We start from the raw sequence: 3,901 nt of genomic DNA, 5'->3' as shown, positions 1-3,901 counted from the left end.
GGCCGCCGCCGTGGGTCTCGGCGCCGACGTCACGCTGCTGGAACCCGCGCCGGTGCCCCTCGCGCACGTGGTGGGCACCGCGGTCGGTCAGGTCCTCACCAGGGCCCATCTGGAACGGGGCGTGGAGTTGCGTACCGGGGTGACCGTGTTGGAGGTGACCGGCACCGGAGTGCTCCTGGCCGACGGCGAGCTGGTCGAGGGCGACGCGGTGTTGGTCGCCGTCGGTTCGCGGCCCAACACCGAGTGGCTGGCCGGCAGCGGGCTCGCCGTGGAGGACGGTGTGTCGTGCGACGCGTACTGCGAGGCGGCCCCCGGGATCTACGCGGCCGGGGACGTGGCGCGTTGGTACAACCCGTTGTTCGCCACCTCGATGCGGATCGAGCACCGTACGAACGCCTCCGAACAGGGCATGGCCGCCGCCCGCAACCTGCTCGCCGCACCGGAGGCACGCAAGCCGTTCGCGCCGGTGCCGTACTTCTGGTCGGACCAGTACGACATGCGGATCCAGGCATACGGACATCTCCGTGGTCATGACGAAGTTGCCGTGGTGGAAGGCGACTTGACGGAGCGTCACTTCGTGGTGGCGTACCGGAAGGACGACCGCCTGACCGGGATCCTGGGCGTGGGCGTCACCCCCAAGGTCCTCCGTGGCTGGCGGCAGGCACTGGCTGCGGGCACCTCATGGCGCGAAGCAGTGGCGAACGAGACCCGCACGCCGTACACCGCGGTGGGCACCGCGACCGTGCCGACGCGATGAGCCCCCACAGCACCCCCACCCCCGCTGCGTGGCCACTGGTTCCGGTCACGCGCCCCGCACAAGCGACATCGGCTCTTCCGCGCTCCTCCCCCACACTCCGGAGGCCTGACCCATGTCCATCCCCTCGCCCCTGACATCCGAGGCCGAAGCCTCCGGCGGACGGAACGTGAACGTCCTGGTGACGGTTCTCGCCTTCACCGGCATCGCCGTGGCACTGGTGCAGACGCTCATCATCCCGATCATCCCCCACCTTCCCGAGTACCTGCACGCCTCCGCCGCCGACGCCGCCTGGGCGCTCACCGCCACCCTGTTGTGCGGCGCCGTCGCCACCCCCGTAATGGGCCGCCTCGGCGACATGTACGGCAAGCGCCGCATGCTGCTCATCGGCATCGCCGTACTGGTCACGGGCTCCGTGATCTGCGCACTCAGCGAGTCACTGACCACGATGATCATCGGCCGCGCGCTGCAGGGCCTGGCGAACGGGGTCATCCCGCTCGGCGTCAGCATCCTGCGCGACGAGGTGCCCGCCGAGAAGCTGCCCGTGTCCACGGCGGTGATGCTCGGCTCCCTCGGTGTCGGCGGCGCCCTGGGACTGCCCGCATCCGCGCTGATCGCCGACACGTTCGACTGGCACGTGCTGTTCTGGACGTCGGCCGCTCTCGGCGCGGTCGCTCTCCTGCTGGTCCTGCTGCTCGTACCCGAGTCGAAGGCGCGCCCCGGCGGGCGCGTCGACGTCCCAGGCGCCCTGGGCATGGGCATCGGTCTGGTCTGCCTGCTGCTCGGGGTCTCCAAAGGTGCCGACTGGGGCTGGGGCAGCGGCGCCACTCTCGGCGTCTTCGCCGTGGCCCTGATCGTCCTCCCTCTGTGGGGCTGGTTCGAACTGCGCACCCCGCGGCCCATGGTGGACCTGCGGGCCAGCTCCCACCCCCAGGTCCTGTTCACCCACCTCGCCGGAATCGCGTTCGGGTTCTCGCTGTTCGCGCTCAACCTGGTGCTGCCACAAGTGCTTCAGCTACCAAAGATCACGGGCTACGGGCTGGGCGAGTCCCTGGCCACGGCGGGCCTGGCCATGGCCCCGCAGGGTCTGGTCATGATGGCCGTGGCCCCGTTCTCCGCCCGGGTCACCAGGACCCGGGGGCCGAAGACGACCCTGATGATCGGTGCCGTGGTCGTGGGAGTGGGCTACCTCCTCATCATGGTGCTGATGTCCGCCACCTGGACGCTGATCCTGGCCTCCTGCGTCGTCGCCATGGGTGTCGGCTTCGGCTACGCCGCGCTGCCGACGCTCGTCATGGACTCCGTGCCCGCCTCCGAGACCGCCGCGGCCAACAGCCTCAACACCCTGATGCGGTCCATCGGCACCACCACCTCAAGTGCCGTGGCCGGTGTACTGCTCGCCCATATGACGATCGACTTCCACGGCGTCGCGGTTCCGTCCGAGAACGGCCTGCGTGCCGTCCTGGCGATCGGCGTCGGTGCCGCCACCGTCGCGCTGGCCGTCGCCTCCTTCATCCCACGGCGCCGCCCCGATGCCGCTCTCCCTCCGGCGAACGCCATTGCCGAGAAGGTCGGCCTGAGTCCGCTCCCCGACATCGACTGAACCATCGCGGTCCGATGGCGGCGGGACCTGACGTCGGCATCGGACCGGGGCACGCCGTGACGTGCGGCGCGGATCCGACCGGCATCCGGCCTGCTTCAGGACGGCCTCACCAGACCGGTGTCGTAGGCGAAAATGACGGCCTGCACCCGGTCGCGGGCTCCGATCTTGGCCAGGATCCGGCCGATGTGCGTCTTGATGGTCGACTCGGACAGGCAGAGGTCCTCGGCGATCTCACTGTTCGTCAGACCGGCCGCGATATCGGTCAGCACCTCGCGCTCGCGCTGGGTCAGCCCGGCCAGGCGCGGATCCTCGCCGGGGCCGCGCAGGGGGAGGTGCGTGGTGAAGACCTCCAGCAGTCGGCGAGTCATCGCGGGCGCGACCACCGCGTCACCGGCCGCGACCGCGCGGATTCCCGCGAGGAGTTCGTCCGGGCGGGCGTCCTTGAGCAGGAAGCCGCTCGCGCCCGCGCGCAGCGCGCCGTACGCGTACTCGTCCAGGTCGAAGGTGGTGAGCACGAGCACCCGGGAGCGACCGCCGGAGGCGAGGATCCGACGTGTGGCCTCGATGCCGTCCATGCCGGGCATGCGGATGTCCATCAGCACCACGTCCGGGTGCAGCTCGGCCGTCCGGCGCACCGCCTCCGCGCCGTGTTCCGCCTCGCCGACCACGGTCGTCTCCGGACTGCTGTTCAGCAGCATCCGGAAGCCGATGCGCTGCAGCGGCTGGTCGTCGACGATCAGCACCGTGGTCACGGGCACTCCTGAACTCCGGTCCGGTCCTTGGCGGCCGAGCCGGCACGCGCCGCCTGCGGATCGGTCTTAGTCCGCCCGTCGTGGTTCATGGGGAGCACGGCCCGTACGGTCCAGCCGCCAGCCCTGCGCCGGGAGACGGCGTGGCCTCCCACGAGTGCGGCGCGCTCCCTCATGCCGATCAGGCCCTGCCCCGGGGTGCGGTTCCCGCCCGTATGGTCCGGTGTCGCCTCCTCCACCGGTGGGCCGGTGTCGTCGACCTGCACCACGACCTCACCGGCACGGGCGTCCGCCGTCACCGCGACCCGCACGCGGGTGCGTGGTCCGGCGTGCTTGAGGCTGTTGGTCAGGGCCTCCTGGACGATCCGGTACACGGCGAGCTGAAGGCTCGCGCTGAGCGAGGAGAGGTCGCCCGAGGCGGTGTAGGTGACGGTCGGCCCGGCCGTCCGGATCCGCTCGCACAGGGCGGCGAGTTGGGCGGTACCCGGCTGGGGGTGCAGTTCGGCGCTCGCGGCGTCGTCGGGCAGTCCGACCCGCAGCGCGCCGAGGGCGCGGCGGAGTTCACCCAGAGACGTACGCCCGGCCTCGGCGATCGTCCGCAGGACTTCCGGACCCCGCTCCGGTTGCAGCTGGGCCTCGGCCGCGCCTCCGTCGGCCAGACCGACGATCACCGCCAGGGTGTGTCCCACGATGTCGTGCAACTCGCGTGAGACCCGGGCGCGTTCGTTGGCCGCGGCCAGCAACTCGCGTTGCTCGCGCTCGACTTCCAGGGTGGCGGCCCGCTCGGCCAGCGCG

At 71.2% G+C, this 3,901-nt stretch carries 4 protein-coding genes; 2 read left to right on the top strand and 2 right to left on the bottom strand.

Annotated elements, in window-relative coordinates:
• Both R6V09_RS47930 and R6V09_RS47925 read left to right on the top strand, forming a co-directional pair.
• On the top strand, positions 1-757 hold a 757-nt coding region (locus tag R6V09_RS47930; RefSeq protein ID WP_317887742.1), incomplete at its 5' end, for an NAD(P)/FAD-dependent oxidoreductase.
• A 112-nt stretch (positions 758-869) separates the two neighbouring features.
• Entirely contained in the window at positions 870-2,357 is a 1,488-nt protein-coding gene (locus R6V09_RS47925) for an MFS transporter (protein WP_317887741.1), read from the top strand.
• Between the two features lie 95 nt (positions 2,358-2,452).
• Here the strand turns inward: R6V09_RS47925 and R6V09_RS47920 are convergent, their stop codons facing one another.
• On the bottom strand, positions 2,453-3,109 hold the full coding sequence (locus tag R6V09_RS47920; RefSeq protein WP_317887740.1) for a response regulator transcription factor: 657 nt from the start codon (positions 3,107-3,109) through the stop codon (positions 2,453-2,455).
• Positions 3,106-3,901 (bottom strand): sensor histidine kinase (locus R6V09_RS47915; RefSeq protein ID WP_317887739.1); only part of this gene is annotated, 796 nt, incomplete at its 5' end. The genes R6V09_RS47920 and R6V09_RS47915, both read right to left, overlap by 4 nt.

Origin of the sequence: Streptomyces sp. W16 (assembly GCF_033194735.1) — a bacterium.
Classification (GTDB): Bacteria; Actinomycetota; Actinomycetes; order Streptomycetales; family Streptomycetaceae; genus Streptomyces.
This window is presented reverse-complemented; position numbering and strand designations above follow the sequence as displayed.

Bases quoted from the DNA above. Each gene is read 5' to 3' on its own strand.
- R6V09_RS47925 (WP_317887741.1), top strand. From the start codon at position 870: ATGTCCATCCCCTCGCCCCTGACATCCGAGGCCGAAGCCTCCGGCGGA.